Raw genomic sequence first — 19,944 nt, forward strand, 5'->3', positions numbered from 1 at the left:
AAACTAAGGAAAAATAAATTCATGTAAGGCTAGAACTGTTTTATGCTCATTTTTTTGAAAACTCAAAAAAGATTAGAATAAAACACGAAAACTGAATCAAATACATTCGTTATTTATAGTAAAGTTAAGCTTATCTAGAACAATATAATCAATTAGAAGGTAATGTCAAACAGCTGGAACAATTATTGGAAAGTATTAACCAACAGTTGAACAAATATGCAGAGACTGTAGCAGAACGTGACCGTCAAGATGCGGGCTCTTTCGGATTCTAATTAGTAAATAAGAGATCGTTAGTGCAGGAATTGTGCTAACGATCTTTTTTAGGAGAAAAGTTGGATGAAAGTGAAAATTGTGAATATCACTCCATTTATTTTTTAGAAGTGGCAAGTCTGTTTCTGTACCTAAAAATGGTTTGCATAGTTTGAAAGAGGAAACATTGGATAAATTTGTAGTGCCAACAGAGGTGACTAAATGAGTATGGAATTGACAACACCATTTTTACCATTGGGAAGTGTATTAAAATTAAAAGAAACAGAAAACGACTCATTATATTATTTTATCGTTGCTCGAGCAATTTCAAAAAATGACAAGGGAGAAATTTTTTCTCGCTATAAAGTTGCGCCACGCCAAAAGGAGTTGATAAAAGTTGGTTCAGTAAAATCAAACCAAATGCCAAAGAACAAATTGGAATGAGTAGTAATGTTTTTTTGGAACTATATCAACAAGTAAAAGTATTAATGGATCCTTTAACAAGTGGAAAAACAGACAATATGAAACGACTAGATCAACTGTTGGCACTATATCCAAAAGCACTTGTAGATAAATTAATGAAAAATGACGAATTTTGGATGCTTGCAGATAAGTTGCCTTCAAAAGCACAAACAAAATTAATCAATGGCTTAGCCAAGTATGAATCATTTGGGCAAGCTGTAGCTCAAGGGAAATGGATTCCTAAAATAGACACTATTGGTAGAGGCTATCAGTGGTTCAACAAAATGACGAATCCGATAAAAACTTATGTCAGTGAAAGTTTGAAAAATTCTCAATTTATACAAGGTGCTAAGAATTGGGGAGTGGTCAAAGGGTTAGGAACAGCTGCACAAGTAGCGACGTATGCCCAATTAGGCGTGACGTTTGTATCTAGTGGAGTCAATGAATATGGGAAAACTGGTAGTATTGGAAAAGGTGCTATTGGTGGAGTGATAGATACGATAAAAAGTATTGGGCCATTTGAAGGGATGACCTTGTTATCTGGATTTGGTCCGGTTGGTGTAGGAGCTGGATTAGTTTTTGGTTTAATAAATAAAGGAATTCAATTTGCTAATCCTGATTTGTATGACCATATTAAAGATGGTGCATATAAATTAGATGATAAAACATCAGAGGTATTAAAAGATACATCTAAAAAAGTAGGTAAAGCTGTTGAACAGAGTGTTGGTACGGTTAAAGGTGTGTATGAGTCTGTTCAACAGATAGGTAAAATAATTGGAAAGTCGCTATCTTCAGTACAAGTACCGAAGATCAGCTGTAGTTGGTGAATTATATGAAAAAGCTATTCAGTGCAACATTTGAACAAAGTTTGGATCTATTAGATGATCAGCTAGTTGTGTATATGATAAATAAAGGCGACCCTAAATTACTTCGAAATAAACCATGGATAAATACTTTTTTTTCAGTATTAATATTTGTTTTTTGTTATTTAATTTCTAGATTATATTATCACCAAGATTTCAATAGTCCTGTTGGGGTGGCAAAGATAAATTTATTTCCTTCGTGGACAATATATATATTTTTTTTCTTATGGTTATTATGTATTTTTTATGTTAGAAAATTTGTTTATAGAGAGAATAAGCAAGTTGTTTTTCTTTTAAATTCAAATAACTTATTACTAATAATGATAATAAGTTTAAATTTATTCTTTATAACATTCTTCTTAAAACCATTGACGATAATAGGCATGAGCTTGTTACTGAGTATATTAGTAATGATAGGTTATGTAGTATTTAGAACTAAAAAACGATCATTAGAAAATGTCTTATACGAAACAAAGACTAAGAAAGACAAAATAGATAAATTGGTAGAAAAAGTACTAAAACTGGTGATGAGATATGGATGGATAGTTGTAGTTATAGTTATGGTATGGAAATTAATTTTCCCAAGCAGTAATGAGGTACGAACAGACGTTGTTGGATTTATAGGTTTAGTAAGTATGTGGGTAGTTACAGATATAGGATTTATTGTGGCAGAAGCCTATTTATTCTTTCCATATCTTTTACATGGGTATTATAAATATAAATATTCAGAGGAATATCGTGAATGGGAAGATAAAACACAATTAGAGTGGTATGGAGAAAGGTACTACAACAAACATATCAAGGGAACAGAGAAGGAGAAAAAAGATGAGCAATAAAACAGAAGAATTATTACTCATCGGTAGCATTGTCTTACTGAAAGAGGGGTTGCAAAAATTGATGATTGTAGGACGTGGAACCATTTATACAGATCAAGAGACTAGTAAAGATACGTTTGCAGATTATATGGCTGTATTATATCCAACGGGATTGAATCCAGAAACAACCATTTTCTTTAATCATGAAAACATCGATCAAGTAGTTTTCAGAGGATATTCAGATGAAGAAGAGTTACGCTTTTTAGAAGTCTATGAAGAATGGAAAAAGAACTTAGAGAATTCTTCAAAAAAAGAGCAACAATCAACGGAAACATTCGGTTTTTAGCTATTTATAAGCGAAAGTATATCAACAAATTTTCTAAATGAGAGTGGGACAATAGTCAGAAAAAATGGCTTTTTGTCAATATGGACTTATGAGTGGCTTAAAATAGCTCTTTGTCAAATGATGTTGGTAAAGAGAAATCTTAGAATAATTTGGGCAGAAAGAAGAAAAACTTCTTTCTGTTCTTTTTATTTGGTTAAAATAGTTTTACCGTGTCGAATCATGATCCGTCGTTTGAAATGATAAAAATTTCGAAACCCATAAGCATTGCGTTTTAATACTTTAATAGGGTTGTTTAAACATTCTAGTGGTCCGTTTGAATAACTGTAGCGGAGGGCATTTCGGATCTGTGGCAGAAACTTTTTAAATGTTCGCAAAGTTGTCGCATAAGTTTCAGGTAGCTGGCTGACTTCTCTGGATAAACAGTCCTCAAATAGTAAATGATCTCTTTTCTTTACTGCATAAAGAACATCTTGATATAACTGATAGCCTTGTCGCAAGTTGGGACAAGTAGCTAACAATCGGTCGACAATCTCACTTTCAGTTAAGTAATCTTTGAAACTGGCACGCCAAACCCGTTTTTCATCGTTCAACTTTGCTTCTTCTTTTTTACTGAGCATTTGGGAAAAGCTTTTTAACCAATGAAACATAAGGCACATACCTATCAATAACAATGAATTCAACAGCTTTTCGAGTCGCTAAGGACAATCGAGAAAAATAGCGTTCTAAATAAGGCAATCGTCGGTTTGAGACAATGTGGATACTCTTCGGGCGTGTATTGAAGAGTACCTTTGTAAATCAAGCAAATTTGCCCTTTATATCTTTCTTTGGTTAAACAATTTTCCTCGATATAGATAGTTAGGTCTAGAATATTTAGGGTATCTTTGATAAGCTGAGTATAAGACATCTTGAATCCTCCTATGAATTGGTTCGTCAAATTAATTCTAAAGGATTTCAGGGTGTCTTTTCTATATTTTTACATCATAAAAAAGACGTTGGTGAATTTCACCAACATCAAAAAGTATAGAGCCAAAAGAGAAAGAGGAATAGCTTTCTCTTTTTTTTGTTATTCAAACTTTTATGCTTTACAAGTCTCACTAAAACATTTATATTATTGATAAGTCAATAATTGACAAGTCAACGGAAGGAGGATGGAGATGGATTTAAGAAAACTCAGTCAGTTACTCTATAAAATCAAAATTATCAGTCAAGAAGGATCAGCTTTGTTCGAGAAAGAAACTGGATTCAGTTTGACGAGATATGAAATGCTGATGTTTTTATGGGAAAAAGGCAAATGCTTACAAAATCAAATTCAAACGGATCTAAAAATAGACAATGCAGCTATCTCTAGACATTTGAAGATATTGGAAGAAAAAGGCTATGTTTCACGAAAACGCAATCCAGCGAATAATCGTGAAGTATTTGTTCTACTGACGGATACAGCCAAACGAGAACTGGCTAAGTGTGAAAATAATCATCAACAGTCCGCTGACTCTTTGTGCATTTCGTTGACTGATGAAGAAATCACCGAACTAACAAAATTATTGAATAAACTTTATTAACTACATTAGGAGAAAGAAGAGAGAGAAATGAGCAAAGAATTAGTAAACAATGATTTTTCAAGTGTTGTATTTGGAAGAAAATCCGTTCGTGTATATGATGAAACGGTTAAGATTTCTCATGAAGAAATGTTAGAAATGATACAAGAAACAACAACAGCACCATCTTCAGTTAATATGCAACCATGGCGTTTTGTGGTGGCAGAAAGTGAAGAAGCAAAAGCAAAATTGAAACCATTGATCCGTTTTAATACGAGACAAAATGATACTTCATCAGCTATGGTCATGATCTTTGGAGATATGAACTGCTACGAATATGGGGAAGAAATCTATGATCAAGCAGTAGCAGAAGGTAAGATGCCGGCAGAAGTTCGAGACCAACAACTTGCTGCAATCCTTCCTTATTACCAAAACTTTACACGTGAACAAATGAATGACGTTGTGAAAATTGATGCTAGTTTAGCTGCAATGCAATTCATGCTAGTTGCTCGTAGTCACGGCTATGAAACAAATCCAATCGGGGGATTCGAAGCAGACCAATTGGCTGAAGCTTTTGATCTCGACAAAGAACGTTATGTTCCAGTGATGATCTTATCTGTTGGGAAAGCAGTAGAAGAAGGGTATGAATCTGTTCGATTGGCTCCAGAAAAAATTACAACTTTTAAATAAAGCGAGTGTGGAAAAATGATCGTTATCAATGCAAAATTTTCAATCAAACCAGAAAAAAGAAATGAATTTCTTGCGGAAGTCAGTGAACTTGTTGCAAGTACAAGAAAAGAAGACGGGTGCTTAAGCTATCAATTGTACGAATCAATCGATATTGAAAATGAATTTGTCATGGTTGAAAATTGGCGTGATCAAGCAGCGATTGAAGGACACAATCAAAGTCCGTTACTTCAACAATTATTTAAAAATATGAGTCAGTATAGTAGTAAGAAGACAGAAATAAATGTTTCTCAAACAGTAAACTAATTTTTTGATTAAAGAAGTTATGTGTTAAATCTATTTTATAAAATGTAACTAAATAATTTCCAGTTCGTCATGGTAAAATGATTAATCATTTACCGTGACGGGCTTTTTTTGTTAATCAATCATTTTTACTAAATAAACAGAATCGGATTTTAAATAACGTTTGTGAATTTTTTTAAGAATGTAAAAATCATAATTTTAATTTCTTAACTAGATATTTTTTTATTTTAACACACAGAAAACCTTGGTTTAATAATAAAATAATCTTGCGAATCTTATATGTTACAGGTAACATTAATATGTAGGTTAAACTACTACTGTTTATTTTAAATAACGTTTTTTAAGGAGGCGGATAATCGGATTCAAGTACATAAATAAAAGTAACCAACCTTAGAATAAAGTAAGAAAAAGCTAGGTTAGCCAAATTTCAAATATAACTGGGGGAGCAGATAAATTAAATGACGAAAAGAAAGCAAAATAAAAAAATAAAAAAAATGAAAACAATTATGAACTCAGCATTGTTGATGACTACTGTAGTGGGTTTGTTAGCACCGAATGTATTAGCAGCAACCAATGTCATAAGCGAAATCGAAATGATTGATGAGATGCAACAACCATCACATGATTCAGGAACATTGGACCTATCCATGCCTGAACCGGAAGTAGGACGGGTATATGTCAATGGGATAGATGTAGATACACAAAAAGTACTTTGGTTTTCAGAGGAAGTCAGTTTTGTCGGAAATGATGTATCCTTATTCGCTGAAATTGTAGAAGGGTATGAATTGATCTCTCCAGATAGAGTGACTATTTATATGGAAACGCCAGAGATGTATCACAATTTTTATTATAAAAAAATTGAAGATAGTCCTGAAGAAAGCTTCTCATCAGTCACTGTGCAGTATTTACATAATGAAACTGGTCAACCGATTGCCGAACCTACGGTAATTAATGATTTAGAGATTGGAACAGAATACATAGGAAATGCACTGGTGATTGATGGCTACACGATCGTAGGGCCTGAAACTTATACAATCAATGTTTCCGAGGATCCAAATAGCAATATCATTACTTTCCGTTATGATGAAAATCCAGTGACTAAAGAAAAAGCAGCTGTAACTGTTAAGTATATTAATGAGAAGGGGGAATCGATTGCTGAAGATAAAATAATAAGTGACCTGGAAGTCGGCTCTACACATACAGAAGAAGCGTTACTTATCGAAGGATACGAATTGCTGAGTACCAAAGTCCAAACGATAGAAATACAAAGCGAAGGCAATATCATTACATTTATATATGAAACTAAGGAAACAACGCCGCCAGAAAATGAAAAAGCCGATTTGACTGTGAAATATATTGATGAGCATGGTCAATCGATTGCTAATGATAAAATAATCCAAGACTTAGAGGTTGGCTCTACATATACGGAAGAAGCGTTACTTATCGAAGGATACGAATTGCTGAGTGCCAAAGTCCAAACGATAGAAGTACAAAGTGATGGCAACACCATTACATTTATATATAAAGCCAAAGAAACATCACCGTCAGAAAATGAAAAAGCCGATCTGACTGTCAAATATATCGATGAGCAAGGTCAATCAATTGCGGAGAAAAAAGTAATAACTGATTTAGAGATTGGGAAGATTCACAAAGAAGAAGCGTTGCTAATCAAAGGATATGAACTAGTTAATCCGAAGTTAGCGATACAAGAAGTCATGATTGAAAAGGGAACAAACACGATCACGTTTATCTATAAGAAAATCAAAACAACAGTAGCGTTAGCAGAAAACGTTGCTTTCATTTATGGTACAGAAGGAAAACAAATGACGGCGGTTATTCCAGGAGGAACAACGATGTATGTTGTTTTGAACGGGGAAATCATCGGAAAAGCCAAACAAGAAAAGGTCAATTCTTCTCGTTTAGTAGATGTAAAAGTAGAAGAACCGACGACGATTTATTTATCTAAAGCTGTAGCAAATGGGGAAACAGTTCAATACTATACAGAAAATGAAGCCGGAGAAAAATCAGTCATCTCAGAAATTACACGCCAAGAAAAGACGGATCAAACAAATAAACCAACTGAGAATGACGACAACAAACAAGATCAAAGTAAAGTGGATACCACAACTGAAACGAATAAAAATAAAGAAAGTACCGAAAAGAAAGAATCAAATCAAACGTCAACTTCAAAAAATGGTAGCACCACAAAAAATAATTCTACAGGTACGACCAAAACCACCGTATCTGGAAAAGCTACTTTACCAAAAACAGGAGAGCAACAAAATCGCTTATTGCGCAGTTTAGGAATGGCACTTTTAGTAACGGTAATGGGGATCAGTTACATATTAAAGAGAAAAAATAGAATAAAACAAGATTAAAAATCATTCAATGAAAAATAACTAAAAAAACACAGACCTCCAGAAGTATCTAGATACTTCCGGGGGCCTGTGTTTTTGTTCTCGCTTCCTATTTACTGGCAGTGATAGCGGACAGGATACTTATTTTTTCGGGATCGGATAAAACTGTTAATTCTTTATTGATCTATGTGAGTAAACTTTGTCATAATGACTGAGAAATAACCAAAATCTAACTAGTTCAAGGTTGCTTATTGTTCAAATTATGCGATTTATATGTATCAGTCAGCAGGGAATGCTTAGATTCAATCGTTAGTATAGGAAAATGTTCAGAATCATTCAATTTTATAATGAGACTAGATAATAAAATTTTATCTTTCATTACTTGGTATTTTTTTTGTAAGGGATAAGCACGAGATTTTTTGTCTCCGTAGTTTCTTCCTCGCTTAAAGGAGTGAGAATAATCGTTTCATTCTTCTTACTGACTTTGTAAGACATGATGTCACTTGTAGACCAAAGTTCCTTCCAAGTCATTATATCTCCTTTAATCGTATAACGAAACTCTTCTTTTATATGCTTACTGAATTGTTTGATAAATTTCTTCATATGTACACTATTGGATTCATCGTCTACAGAGTAATCGATACTTGAAAAATCTAAGTTAAAACTAGCTTTACGGTTAGAAAAGGTAAGGGTCATTTTGGGATCATCAGTAGAGTCCGTCCCTTCAATTACCCACACATTTGCTTTTAGATCCTTAACTAAACGATTTGCTTGCTCGTCTTTTTTCCTTTGACACCCACATGCGCTAAGTAACAACAATGTGAATAAAACCAATAAACGAACGCTCTTTTTTTTCACTTGCTTTCCTCCTTTCTATTTTCTTTAGTGTTCAAGAGAAGAAGACTTGCCCTCTAAGCAAATAAAGAGTTGCGAGTGCTTAAATTAGATAAATAATCTCCCGCTTTTTAGATAATTTATAAAAATTGAAAACGTGGGCTCCTTTCGTTCAGGATCAAATTATTCTTCTCTTATCAGAAATAACGCAACCATTCAATGATGAAACATGTTTCTCGTTGTGAATATCTCTAAGTTAAGTTTAAAGCTTATCTGATTTCATGACAATCAGAAATTGAAGAAAGAGAATTGATCTTGCTCAGTGACCAATCCAAACCAAACTTGAGAAGATAATGTAAAGCGTATTTCAATTTCTGAAAACAAAAAAATGATTCATTCAAAGAAATAATTATAAAAAAAGGAAAAAAATTTGTATATTTTTGGTTAAACTATTGGAAAATAAAAAGGTATTAAATGATGTAGTGAGCGCTGAAATGACGTAAACAAGTTTCAAAATATCTTTTAGTTAGAAAGTCGTGGGTTAGCATTGAGGAGTTGATTTTTAATATCGCTGATTTTCTTTGGTAGTAGGCCAGTTCCTATCTTTTATAATCAATTATTAAATGAGGAGGGGTATGTATGTTTCTAATATTTATGTTTATCTTTTTTATTTCCGCATTCTTACTCTTGATGTATGGCGTAATTAAAAGTCGCAAAGTCACTGTTCCATTTTTTCTGCTACTTTTTTTGGGAACTTATTGTTTCTTCAACGTGGCTAAAGATGTACTAGACGAACTGGATTTGGGAAGCAAAACGTCTTTCAATCAATTAGATGATGATATTTTTGAAATTGACGATTGATGAGATAATCATAAAATGCAGTGAAATTTTTAGCATTACCAACGATATACTATTAGTAGCTATTTCTCAAAAGTGTAGGTGAATCACCAGAGCAATCTTTATACGACTAGCAGTAACGTAATCTTTTTCTGTGCTATGGAAAAAATAGGACTAGATTTTTCAAGTAATTGAATAAAAAATTGTTGTGTATATGTTTTGATAGCGGTGAATCTTACTAACATCAAAAGTATAGAGTCAACTTTTATCAACAGTTCGAATTCTGGTCAACTTTCTAGAACAATAAAAAAACTTGCTAAATCATTAATCGATGAAGTAAGTTTTTTTATTGAGAGGGTACAAGAGATAGTGCATTTACATTCGCAGCATGTCGTTTATTACTTTATCAAACGACTAGTAAAATTTTTGTAGCAGATATAGTTTTTACTATATCCATTTAAGGAATTGTGTTATTTAAAACGATGAAGGATTGTATGCAATGAAAATATATTGGATGTTGTATTTGCAAATTCTAAACAAATCATTTTGTAGTTCTGTTCATCGGACTGATGATTTGTAATGAGTCAGAACAATGTACAGGAGAAGCATCAAGGTATTATCGACAAATCAATAAATGTTATGAGCGACGTAGAGACAATCAAATGCACTGTAGTAAAAATGAGAAGAGAGTCGGGGAAACAGAACATTTAGCTGTTGAAAGTCATTTGAAGGATAGCGCTACTTGATTTGAGCAGTAGGATAAATGATTGGTTAGGATATTAATTCTGTATCTCTTAATTTGGCACAACCACTATTAAATCTGTGTTATACTAAGTTATATTTCGAGATAAAGAGGAGTTAATTGGGTGGTATGATTAAAAAAATTAAGAGCAACAGACATTTATTTATTGTTTTATTTTGTATTTTTGGTTTTATGCTTCTTTTAAATAGTATGTCTCCTTTGGTACACGACGATTATTACTATTTTGTAAAGACCTCAAGCATAAAAACAATTTTGTTTGATGAGTATCAACAATATATGACTTGGACTGGGAGATCGGTAGTCCATATTATTTTTCGTTTTTTTACTAAACTTCCAAAAATATATTTTAATGTGTATAATTCTTGCATGTTTTCCCTATTGGTTTATCAAATTATTATGTTTTCTTCCATAGTAAAAGAGCGAACTACTAAGAATGTTTATCTAAAAGCGTTTATCATCTTTGCATTAATGTGGACATTTACCCCAGCTTTCAATAATGTTTACTTATGGTTGGCTGGTTCTGTAAATTATCTCACTGCAATGGTGATTATGTTATCTTTTATTCTGGTTTATCATCGATATATAGCAGAATCTGAAGAACAAAATAATAGTCTTTTTAAAACAATAGGCATGCTTCTTTTAGGTATAGTAGCTGGTTGGTGTAACGAAAATACCTCCGGAGGAACGTTGTTCATTGTTATAGCATATACTGTTCTTTCCTATTTTTATAAGAAGAAAAAAATTGAAAAATGGATGATCGCAGGTATTGTTGGAAATATTGTAGGTTTTCTTTTTATGGTTATGGCACCTGGGAACGATATCAGAGCGACTTATTTTCATAGAAGTACGCTTTCAACTGCTTGGAAAATTCTTGATGCAATCCCTGCAATCAGTCATGCGTTACAGGATAATGCCATGTTCCCTCTAACGATAGGATTAGCTTTGCTTGTTTTATCATACTTAAATAGTAGTTTTACACTTAGTAATATTCTAAGTTCGTTATTTTTCGTGGGAGGTCTATTGACAATAGGCGTGCTTGCAATTTCTCCAACTGCGTTATCTTGGTCTAGATCTTATTTCGGAGGAGTTATTTTTCTTTTCATATCTATAGTAATTAGTCTTTTTGAATTATTAACAAATTTCGATAGAAGCAATAAAGTTGTTTTTTCTATGATTTTCAGTTATTTACTAGTTAGTTTTTTATTATTGTTTTTCAATGGAACTGCAGACATCTATAAAAATTATGTAAGTTATAATCGCCAAACTGAATCCATTAAAAAGCAAATGAAGAGTGGCGAAATGGATATAGTTGTTCCACCATTAAATTATAAGACACAAACAATTTATCCAGTTCACAATGATGGTGATATTACTATGGATAAGAATAACGAAAGAAATAGAAGCGTTGCTGCATATTGGGGAGTAAACAGTATTCGACTAGAAGAAAAAACAGAATAGTGGATTCAAATATTTTTCATTTCATATATGAATGTTCGGACACGATTTAGGTCGTGTCTTTTTGTTTCCATATAATTTTAGTATGAATCAAAAAATAGTTGAGTGGGACCCAATGAAAAATCAGCGTGAGAGATGAATCTTTCGGACTTGAAAATGAGCTTGAATAAATTTCATTTAACGAAAACTACCGAAAATAAAAAATGCCTAAATCCTTTTAAAATAAGGATTTAAGCATTTAGTGAAATCTACCGAAATCTCACAATGGAGACGGCGGGAGTCGAACCCGCGTCCAAACACATCGCCACTTAAAAATCTACGTTCATAGTCAACTCATTTGTGGTTTCGCTTTACAGCTTGCCGAGTGACAGGCATTCTGTATCGCTAGTCTGATGATCTCTTTAACAACTTACAGACGGAAAGTTGTCACGTATCCCACTAAATTTGAGACCCTTACTCGAGCACATGGGCGATGCCGAGAGGATCTACGCTAACTGTTTTTAGGCAGCTAAAGCGTAAGAGTTGTTTTCGTTTTTAGCAGTTATATTTAACTGTAACGTTTTAACGTAGACGTAACCTACGAAACGCAATTCAAGCTCAAACTGTGCCTGTCGAATCCGTAACGTCCCCGTTATAAACAAGGGTTACGTGTATTTTTCATACAATTTATATTATAGCACAAAATTGAATTTTTTCAATGAGAAACGATCACGGAAAAAGCAAATCGTCCGAAGTATCAAGAGATGATTCTCAATAGCTAATACTGTAAAAAATCATCTCTCAGTTACTCGGAAATATACATCGTATCTAGTTAAAAAGCTTTCAACATTCACCTGATATTGGCTAGATGAATCACCTTTCTACTAGCTAGCATCCTTATCAGCAGAATTTCATCGTTTTTCGATTAAAAATCAAATCAAGTCAAAATGTTTGAGCGCATGAACGATTCCGCCCTCAGTGTTTTTCTTTGTAATAAAAGTGGATAGTTCTTTGAGATCATTATAAGCATTGCCCATCGCGATCTTGTTGTCGCATGCTTCTAACAGTGCAAAGTCATTTGGTCCATCACCAAATCCAAATGTAGGCACATCAACAAGGTTTAATTCTTGTTTTAAACGTTTCACTCCTGCACCTTTCGAGATTCCTTTTTTGACCGTGTCAATCGAGTAAGGACCATTTCGATAAAAAGTCAGATCAGGAAATTGTTCATGATAATATTCATCCCCAGATTGAGAGAGGATAAGTAACATATTGATTGGATGATCCAAATAAGCTTGCGGATTGATTTCTGGTACATTTGAATGGATAAAGTTATAGGCATCAATCATCGTTTGTGTGTGTGCAGTACACCAAATATGTTGATGGTTATAAAATGAGAGCTGGTGCCCTTGTATTTGGACATGTTCGAGCATCTTTTGACAGTCTTCAGTTGCGATTATTTCAGAATGAACTTCTTGACCATCCACGCTGATGTAAGAACCATTCATCGTAACAGCAGAGGAAATACCAGCATCTGACATGATATGTTTGATTTCAGCTTCAGTTCGTCCAGTTGCTATGACTGGCAGGACGTTATTTGCCTGTAGTGCTTGCATTGCTTCGGCCACTTCTGGTGTGATTTTTGATTGAGCATCTAACAGTGTTCCATCAAGATCAAAAAAAGTAATTGCACGATAATTTGACACAAAAAAAAACCCCTTTTTTATTCGATTACCCCTATCTTAACAAAGAATGAACAAAAGACAAACCTTTCGTGAAGAATTACCGAATATATTGGTTCAAGTTAATTTTTAGAGTATACTAGAAAGAGAGATTTAGGAGGGATCATATGATTTTTTTAGTTGTCGGAGTATTTTTGACTATCCTAGGTTGCTTGTTTCTTTTTATCCCTTCTAAAGGGAATCTGCCTTTTTATGGTTACCACTCATCGCGAGCCACAAAATCCGATGTTCACTGGCGGTTAGCACAAAAAACAAGTGGAAAATATTTTTTTATTTTCGGTTTATTGATGGCCTTGATCGGCTATTTACTAAAATTAACTGGACAGACAAACTATTTTATAATCGAGATGTTGGTTTTAGTTTTTCCAATTATGCCGATTTTTATCTTAACTGAAAAAAAATTACAAGAACTCGATGATAGTATTGGAGGAAATAAAAAATGAATATTTTAATGATAGAAGATAATCAATCCGTATCTGAAATGATGCAGATGTTTTTTTTGAATGAAGGATGGGAAGCAACTTTTAAATATGACGGAAAAGAAGGTCTAGATGCTTTTTTAGAAAGACCGAATTACTGGGACATGATCACTTTAGACCTGAACTTGCCAACGATGGATGGTATGCTTGTTGGAAGAGAAATTCGGAAAGTCTCTAGTACAGTTCCGATCATTATGTTAACAGCTCGTGATTCTGAAAGTGACCAGGTTATTGGATTAGAGATGGGCGCAGATGACTACGTGACCAAACCTTTTAGCCCACTAACTTTGATTGCCCGAATGAAAGCTTTACACCGTCGTAGTGAATTGGTAGAGGTAAAAGAAGAAACAAATAACTCGGACGATCACTTCGATATCGAAACAGATCACTTTAAGATGAATACAAAAACACGTGAAGCTTATTTAAATAAAGCACCAATCGAAGGTTTGACACCGAAAGAGTTTGATCTATTATTTACACTAGCTAAAAAACCACGCCAAGTATTTTCTCGGGAACAATTACTGGAATTAGTGTGGGATTATCAATACTTTGGTGATGAACGAACGGTTGATGCGCATATCAAAAAGCTTCGACAAAAAATCGAAAAGGTTGGACCACAAGTCATTCAAACGGTTTGGGGCGTAGGTTATAAATTTGATGATTCTGGTGTGGCCTAATGCGCTATCTTTACCAGCAGTTATTAGCCTTTTGCGGAATGATCGCGATGATCATTTTGATCGTAGGTGTTTCTTTTACGCAACTGACTAAGCAAACCATTGAAGAAAATAATTACCAACAACTTTTTGGCTATGCAGAATCTGTCGAGAAGACAACACAGACATACACAGACACGTTTCCTCAATTAAGCCAAGATCAAGCGTTTCAAAATGCATTATTATTAACGGAACAAGTCTTATCAGAACAAAATGTCAATTTTATTTTTATCGATAAGAACGAACGGGTCATTTATCCTACTGATAATGTGGTATTGAACTTTACGATTAAAGCGGAACAATGGGATAATCTGCGTCATGGAAGACAAGTAAAATTTACCTCCAACAAAAATATACTAGGACAAAATCAAGCGACGTCTTATGCCTTAGTACCTTTTAATTTAAATCATGAATTTTATGGTGGCTTGGTTGTTAGTCAACCGGCTAAAAATATCGATAATAGTGTTCGATCGGTCACATTGAATCTGTTTAAAGGTTTTATTTTTTCAAGTATTGTTGCTATACTAGCGAGTTATGCGTTTGCTGCTTTTCAGGTTAAAAGGATCAATCGTTTACGTAATGCAACGAAAGAAGTCACGAATGGAAATTTTGATGTCCAATTGCCAGTTCATGATAAAGATGAATTTGATGAATTAGCGGATGACTTCAACAAAATGACGAATTCTTTAAAAGAATCTCAGGCTGAAATCGAAGAGCAAGAAAACCGCCGAAGACAATTTATGGCAGATGCTTCTCATGAAATGCGTACGCCGCTAACCACAATCAACGGGTTACTTGAAGGTCTAAAATATAATGCAATTCCTGAAGACCAAAGAGAAAATGCGATCAACTTGATGAAAAATGAAACAGAACGACTGATACGCTTAGTTAACGAAAATCTAGACTATGAAAAAATCAGAACCAATCAAATCAGTATGGTTATTAAAAGATTCAATGGTACAGAAACATTGAAAAATATTGTGGCACAGCTTGAAACAAAAGCAGAAGTTGCAGGGAATGTTTTAGTTTTACAAGCAGAAGATGATGTGGAAGTGTATGCAGACTATGACCGATTTGTGCAAATCATGGTGAATATCATCCAAAATGCGATTCAATTTACAGAAAATGGAACGATCACGATCTCTTTAGAAAAAGGTTATCTAGAAACGATTATCCGAATTAAGGATACAGGTATCGGAATGACTGAACAACAAATGAAGAGTATTTGGGATCGTTATTATAAAGTTGATCCCTCAAGAAAGAATACAAAATACGGGGAATCAGGTCTAGGACTTCCAATCGTTCAACAGCTAGTTCGGCTTCATAAAGGAAAACTGGAAGTAGAAAGCGAATTGGGGACAGGAACAACATTTACAGTTAAATTACCAGATGTAGAAATAAAATAAACAAAGAGACTGATCCAAAAATTGGTTCAGTCTCTTTTAGTATCTCTAAAAACGAATAAACGGCGTTCAAGAAGCAATTCCTCAACAATTAAGAGAGGAGCTAAATAGTGTTCAAAGAACTGATCTTCGGCAATAAGGGTGAAACTCTCAAAACATAGGAAGCTGTGAATTTCATCCTTATTACATAGGTCAAGTTGCTCTTTCCACGACCTCTTTTTATCGTTCATCATAGATTTGGTCGATATACTGACTATGAGCAATGGTTTCATCATGAGTCAGTAAAAGAATGGCGATTTTTTTGTTTTTGACTAGATAATCAAATAGATCAAGAATTTCTTGTGCTTCAATTACTTTAAGTTCGTCCAGCACTTCTTCAATGATGAGTTTGTCTTTTTTAGCAAGTAACGCATGCAACAATTGAAGTTTGATTTTATCAAAAAGAGAGAGTTGATCAGGTTCTCTGTTAAGAAGTGCTGGATCAATCTTGAGCATTTCTTGAAAAGATAAACGTTCTTTTTTATTTTCAGATAAATTCAGTAGTACTTGATCTTTGGTTTTTAAATAAGGGAAGAGAGGCCAATCTTTTTGGACGATAAGTAATTGTTTGGGACTCGATACAATCGCTTGTTCTTTTAGCGCTGTTAATAGTTCTTCTTGTTTTGCTTTTGGGCAAAGAATAACAGCTAATTCTCCTAAAGACATTATTGGCTTACATGTATTCATGAAAGATCACCTTACCTTTTTTTAAACGTTGATAGAAAATCGTAAATTGTAAGAGACTAATGCATAGACTGATGGAGATAAGAAGGCCAACCGTTTGTAGGAAACTCTTAAACGTATCGAAGAAAAAAGCATCGTTTACAAAATCAATTTTAAAAAAAGTTTGTTGATCCATCGGTATGGCTAATGGTCGAGTAGTCGATATAAGTGAATGGGTGTCAGGCAATTCAAATAATCTTAGACTCCAAAAATTAAGATGTTGCAACAGTGCTTGATAAATGTTTTGAAAAAGCACAATCCCGATAAATAAGAGTGTGCAACAGATCAGTAATGGTAAGATCATTTGCCAGATAATCAAAAGAAAAATTCTAGTTTTCGATAAACCAGCTAAACGCCAGTTGATCAATTCACGTTGGTCTTGTTTTAATGTTCGCTGAAAGAAAAAGATAAATGCGCCAACAAACAAGAACAGTAATAACAAGATCAGCTCGACATAAAATTGTTTCACTGATAGAAAAGACGGAAAGTGTACTTTTAAGGACGTCGTGTCCAAGAAACTAAGACGATCTTCAATTTGTGCATAAAGTGTTGATTGTAAATGATATAAGTTACACACAAGCATCAATAAAAAAGCAGTGACACTTGTAAATAAGCAACTAAAGAGTGTCTGTTTTTTATAATAACGCATTCTTGCAACTGAATAGCGGAGTATTCTCATCACTTTCACCTCATTTTAAATTATAGAAAATGAATATGAATAAAGTATGAAATTCATATAGTAAAATCAGGAAATCCCTATTTTTTAATAAACGAAAATGACGATAAATCAACTGTTCCGCTATATTTTGTGAATAAAATCCAATGTTCATGGATGGTTCTAATACGTGAGTTTAAGCTCTATTTTCTAGAAAAACGCCAGAGTAACTCAAATTAAAGTGCATGAAAAAAGCTAAGAATTAACGAAAAACAAGAATTGGTTTTCGTCAATCTTAGCTTTTATAATCATTACTTCTATGGGCACGTAATCCTTTTGAAAGAAAGGCTAGCTATTTATCAGATTCAGAAGAAGGAACTGAATCACTCGTCTGTGTCCCATTTATTTGTTGGTAAGTTTTGGTTTCATATAGATCTTTTGTTGATTGGTTATTGTTTTGACTAAAGACACTTGTTGATTTGTCACCTAGTTCTTTTTCTTTTTCAAGCAACTGTTTCATGCCGTTTTTGTAATCAAATTGACTTGCTTCAATTGGGTCTAACCCAGTATCTGTAGAAAAGCGGAGTAAGTCACCATTGTTGATTTGATCTGAAACAGCTAACTGTTTATTCGCTTTTTCTTTCAATGCATCAATTTCATTTTGAACTTCTTGAGTCGGTTCTGTAATGGCTTGTCCGGTTTTGTTATCGTAAATCGTTCCGCCATAATAAGTGTATTTAGGAGTAATAAAATCACCATCACGGAAAGTAACAAGTTGATCATGTTGCTTAGAAAAGAGATCTTGTCCTAGCTGATTGTAGTTTTTGGTATCTACTCCTAACAGATGGAGTAGAGTAGGTAATGCATCCACTTGTCCGCCATAGGTATGATTGATTCCACCGTTTGTTTGTCCAGGCAGATGGATCATGTAGGGAACTCGTTGCATTTGTGCATTGTCAAAGTTTGTCCATGTATCACTTGTTTTACCCACTAGTTCCGCTAACGATTTATTTCTAGAGTTAGAAATTCCGTAGTGATCACCATAAAGGACGATGACAGAATTATCATAAAGACCACTAGCTTTCAAATAGTTGAAAAATTCTTCAACTGCTGTATCGAGATAATTCGCTGTTGCAAAGTATCCGTTGATCGTTTCATCATTTGTCGTAGCTAGCGGGAAGCCTGCTTCTTCGTTTGTGAACTTAGAATAAGGATAATGATTAGATACCGCAATAAATTTAGAATAAAAAGGTTGTTGTAAATGTTCTAAATATTGTACTGATTGTTGGAAGAACGGTTTATCATGCAATCCATATTGGAATGAATTGTCGTCATTGACATCATAATAAGAAGCATCAAAGAAATAGTTGTAACCTAATTTTTTATAGGTCTCATTACGATTCCAGAATGTACCAGCGTTACCATGGAAGGCAGCACTCGTATAACCTTGTGTCTGACTCAAAATATCAGGAGCAGCTTGGAAGGTATTCTTTCCACCTAATTGAGTGAATAACGATCCTTGATTTAAACCAAATAGTGAATTTTCAAATAAGGTTTCAGCATCACTGGTTTTACCTGCTTTAACTTGATGGAAGAAATTGTCAAAGCTAAATGTACTGTTACTATGATATAAACTATTCAGAAATGGCGTTACTTCATGTTCTACACCATTGGCATCTTTTAGTTTATAGTCGATCAAGAATTGTTGGAAACTTTCTAAATGGATATAAATCACATTTTTTCCTTTAGCAATACCAAATGTTTCATCATTTGGTTCAGCATAGTGATCTTTGATATAACTTTCTACTTCTTTCAGATCATTAGGACTTGCTTCTGCTCGTACTTGGTTCGTTTGGTAAGTCTGGATACCATCATAGACGGTAAACGCATTGATACCTAAATATTTGACTAAATAATCTCTAGAAAAAGTACGAGTCAATAACTCTGGGCGATCGGCTTCTGCTAAAAATAAATTTCCAGAAAAAATCATGACTGACAAAGTCGAGATCGCAAAAGCCATTCGTGCACGAATCGGTTGTGGATCCATTTTGATTTTTTTGGTTATCAATAATGCAGCGACAATGATAAAGTCGATCCAATAAAGGACGTCATATGGTCTAAATAAGCGAATAGCACTTTCGCCAAGTCCGCTAGCTACTTTTCCTGCCCCCAAGATGGTATTGATCGTAATAAAATCCGTAAACTCACGATAATAAGTTACGTTAGAGAACACCAGTAAAGTCAATAGGAAATAAATGACCATCATTGTAATATAAGATGCTTTCGTCCGTCTCACATATAACGCAATCCCCATTAACAACAACGTGGTAGCGATCGGATTGATAAACAGTATAAAGTATTGTATGCCACTTTCGATGCCTAAATTGAAATCAAACAAATAGGCAAAAATTGTTTTTAGCCAAAGTAAAACAGCTAATAAAGAAAAAAATCCGAGCCTTTTATTCAAAAAGGCGGGTGTTTTTATTCGTCTCAATGTAATCTCCCTTTCCCCACTCTTCTCATTTACAGAGTGTTATGAAGTTATGATTGCTCAAACTACATATTCCATCCTATTTTACTAGTACGCAAATCCAGTGTCAATCGAAACCAAACGCTTACACCGGTGATTAAGGATTTCTTATTCTTTTGTGAACGCTAGCACTAAGACAGCCTGCTTAATATTTGGTATACTGATTAATGATAAA

At 33.9% G+C, this 19,944-nt stretch carries 16 protein-coding genes, 1 other RNA gene and 4 pseudogenes; 14 read left to right on the forward strand and 7 right to left on the reverse strand.

The genetic code is table 11. The features are described from left to right. Nucleotides 1–128: 128 nt before the first annotated feature. The 5 genes and pseudogenes from AB3I12_RS10525 to AB3I12_RS10545 form a co-directional block, all read left to right on the forward strand. A pseudogene (locus tag AB3I12_RS10525) lies at nucleotides 129–272 on the forward strand (WXG100 family type VII secretion target); the annotation flags it as partial. Between the two features lie 205 nt (nucleotides 273–477). Further along, nucleotides 478–693 carry a hypothetical protein gene (locus AB3I12_RS10530; RefSeq protein WP_063627336.1) on the forward strand — a complete coding sequence of 72 codons (216 nt, stop codon included), beginning with the start codon at nucleotides 478–480 and terminating at the stop codon, nucleotides 691–693. After that, nucleotides 627–1,538 (forward strand): annotated as a pseudogene (locus tag AB3I12_RS10535) (hypothetical protein); the annotation flags it as partial. The gene AB3I12_RS10530 and the pseudogene AB3I12_RS10535, both read left to right, overlap by 67 nt. 5 nt (nucleotides 1,539–1,543) lie before the next feature. Next, a complete protein-coding gene (locus AB3I12_RS10540; RefSeq protein ID WP_063627334.1) occupies nucleotides 1,544–2,410 on the forward strand; it encodes a hypothetical protein in 867 nt (288 codons plus the stop codon). After that, a complete protein-coding gene (locus AB3I12_RS10545; protein ID WP_063627333.1) occupies nucleotides 2,400–2,735 on the forward strand; it encodes a DUF4176 domain-containing protein in 336 nt (111 codons plus the stop codon). The genes AB3I12_RS10540 and AB3I12_RS10545 overlap by 11 nt, the downstream gene beginning before the upstream one ends. A gap of 185 nt (nucleotides 2,736–2,920) precedes the next feature. Here the strand turns inward: AB3I12_RS10545 and AB3I12_RS10550 are convergent. Then, nucleotides 2,921–3,639 (reverse strand): annotated as a pseudogene (locus AB3I12_RS10550) (transposase). Between the two features lie 250 nt (nucleotides 3,640–3,889). Between AB3I12_RS10550 and AB3I12_RS10555 the strand changes: the two are divergent. The 4 genes from AB3I12_RS10555 to AB3I12_RS10570 all read left to right on the forward strand — a co-directional run bounded on the left by AB3I12_RS10555 (nucleotide 3,890) and on the right by AB3I12_RS10570 (nucleotide 7,638). Continuing rightward, entirely contained in the window at nucleotides 3,890–4,294 is a 405-nt protein-coding gene (locus AB3I12_RS10555; RefSeq protein ID WP_010737892.1) for a MarR family winged helix-turn-helix transcriptional regulator, read from the forward strand. Nucleotides 4,295–4,321: 27 nt separating this feature from the next. Next, complete coding sequence (locus AB3I12_RS10560) at nucleotides 4,322–4,960, forward strand: nitroreductase family protein (protein ID WP_010718426.1); 639 nt, start codon at nucleotides 4,322–4,324, stop codon at nucleotides 4,958–4,960. Between the two features lie 15 nt (nucleotides 4,961–4,975). Next, on the forward strand, nucleotides 4,976–5,263 hold the full coding sequence (locus tag AB3I12_RS10565) for a putative quinol monooxygenase (protein ID WP_063627329.1): 288 nt from the start codon (nucleotides 4,976–4,978) through the stop codon (nucleotides 5,261–5,263). A gap of 455 nt (nucleotides 5,264–5,718) precedes the next feature. After that, complete coding sequence (locus AB3I12_RS10570) at nucleotides 5,719–7,638, forward strand: MucBP domain-containing protein (protein ID WP_063627328.1); 1,920 nt, start codon at nucleotides 5,719–5,721, stop codon at nucleotides 7,636–7,638. Nucleotides 7,639–7,995: 357 nt separating this feature from the next. Here AB3I12_RS10570 and AB3I12_RS10575 read toward each other — a convergent pair whose 3' ends face one another. Then, nucleotides 7,996–8,475, reverse strand: coding sequence for a hypothetical protein (locus tag AB3I12_RS10575; RefSeq protein WP_063627326.1), 480 nt, complete (start codon nucleotides 8,473–8,475; stop codon nucleotides 7,996–7,998). Between the two features lie 615 nt (nucleotides 8,476–9,090). Between AB3I12_RS10575 and AB3I12_RS10580 the strand changes: the two genes are divergently transcribed. Beyond that, complete coding sequence (locus AB3I12_RS10580) at nucleotides 9,091–9,312, forward strand: hypothetical protein (RefSeq protein WP_053766632.1); 222 nt, start codon at nucleotides 9,091–9,093, stop codon at nucleotides 9,310–9,312. Nucleotides 9,313–10,159: 847 nt separating this feature from the next. Further along, entirely contained in the window at nucleotides 10,160–11,509 is a 1,350-nt protein-coding gene (locus tag AB3I12_RS10585; RefSeq protein WP_063627324.1) for a DUF6056 family protein, read from the forward strand. Between the two features lie 259 nt (nucleotides 11,510–11,768). On the opposite strand, the gene ssrA is transcribed toward AB3I12_RS10585, so the two are convergent. Next, nucleotides 11,769–12,136: a transfer-messenger RNA gene (gene ssrA / locus AB3I12_RS10590) on the reverse strand. Nucleotides 12,137–12,417: 281 nt separating this feature from the next. Further along, complete coding sequence (locus tag AB3I12_RS10595; RefSeq protein ID WP_010737850.1) at nucleotides 12,418–13,191, reverse strand: Cof-type HAD-IIB family hydrolase; 774 nt, start codon at nucleotides 13,189–13,191, stop codon at nucleotides 12,418–12,420. A 143-nt stretch (nucleotides 13,192–13,334) separates the two neighbouring features. Here AB3I12_RS10595 and AB3I12_RS10600 point away from each other — a divergent pair. The 3 genes and pseudogenes from AB3I12_RS10600 to AB3I12_RS10610 all read left to right on the forward strand — a co-directional run bounded on the left by AB3I12_RS10600 (nucleotide 13,335) and on the right by AB3I12_RS10610 (nucleotide 15,825). Then, nucleotides 13,335–13,692 (forward strand): annotated as a pseudogene (locus AB3I12_RS10600) (SdpI family protein). Further along, nucleotides 13,667–14,383 (forward strand): response regulator transcription factor, encoded by a 717-nt coding sequence (locus AB3I12_RS10605; protein ID WP_010718417.1) that lies wholly within the window; start codon nucleotides 13,667–13,669, stop codon nucleotides 14,381–14,383. Before AB3I12_RS10600 ends, AB3I12_RS10605 begins: the two are co-directional and overlap by 26 nt. After that, nucleotides 14,383–15,825 carry a HAMP domain-containing sensor histidine kinase gene (locus AB3I12_RS10610; RefSeq protein ID WP_063627322.1) on the forward strand — a complete coding sequence of 481 codons (1,443 nt, stop codon included), beginning with the start codon at nucleotides 14,383–14,385 and terminating at the stop codon, nucleotides 15,823–15,825. Before AB3I12_RS10605 ends, AB3I12_RS10610 begins: the two co-directional genes overlap by 1 nt. 216 nt (nucleotides 15,826–16,041) lie before the next feature. On the opposite strand, the gene AB3I12_RS10615 is transcribed toward AB3I12_RS10610, so the two are convergent. From AB3I12_RS10615 to AB3I12_RS10625, 3 genes are all read right to left on the reverse strand, one after another. Further along, nucleotides 16,042–16,548, reverse strand: coding sequence for a hypothetical protein (locus AB3I12_RS10615; RefSeq protein WP_063627320.1), 507 nt, complete (start codon nucleotides 16,546–16,548; stop codon nucleotides 16,042–16,044). Beyond that, on the reverse strand, nucleotides 16,535–17,263 hold the full coding sequence (locus AB3I12_RS10620; protein WP_010737848.1) for a hypothetical protein: 729 nt from the start codon (nucleotides 17,261–17,263) through the stop codon (nucleotides 16,535–16,537). The genes AB3I12_RS10615 and AB3I12_RS10620 overlap by 14 nt, the downstream gene beginning before the upstream one ends. Before the next feature lie 328 nt (nucleotides 17,264–17,591). Then, complete coding sequence (locus AB3I12_RS10625) at nucleotides 17,592–19,733, reverse strand: LTA synthase family protein (RefSeq protein WP_010718413.1); 2,142 nt, start codon at nucleotides 19,731–19,733, stop codon at nucleotides 17,592–17,594. Between the last annotated feature and the right edge of the window lie 211 nt (nucleotides 19,734–19,944).

It is taken from the genome of Enterococcus sp. C65, assembly GCF_040887165.1.
GTDB lineage: Bacteria > Bacillota > Bacilli > Lactobacillales > Enterococcaceae > Enterococcus_B > Enterococcus_B hirae.